General features: G+C 42.0%; 1 protein-coding gene. It reads right to left on the bottom strand.

All coding sequences use genetic code 11. The features are described from left to right. Positions 1 to 269, bottom strand: a 269-nt coding sequence (locus ACR9ZK_RS22110; RefSeq protein WP_481344094.1) for an AAA family ATPase, incomplete at both ends; no start/stop codon positions are given.

The following is a 269-nucleotide window of genomic DNA, read 5'->3' as shown; positions in this document are numbered from 1 at the left end:
GTTTTACGATAGGAACTCCCACTCTTTCGCTCCAGATTACCAACTGGTCAACTGCTGCAGCTCTGAACGTATCTGCTGCACCCAATACCACTTTTTTACCTTCAGATTTAAATTGATGAGCCAGTTTTCCTATGGTCGTTGTTTTTCCGACACCATTTACACCCACCACCATAATCACGTAAGGTTTTTTGGAAGCATCTATATTTCCTGTTCCGGCATGAGGATTTTCAAGCAAAAGCCCTGAAATTTCGTCCCGAAGTATTTTATCT

The organism is Monashia sp. HAY1-5C, from assembly GCF_056755255.1.
The sequence above is the reverse complement of the archived record's forward strand: the minus strand, read 5'-3'. Positions and strand labels throughout refer to the sequence as shown.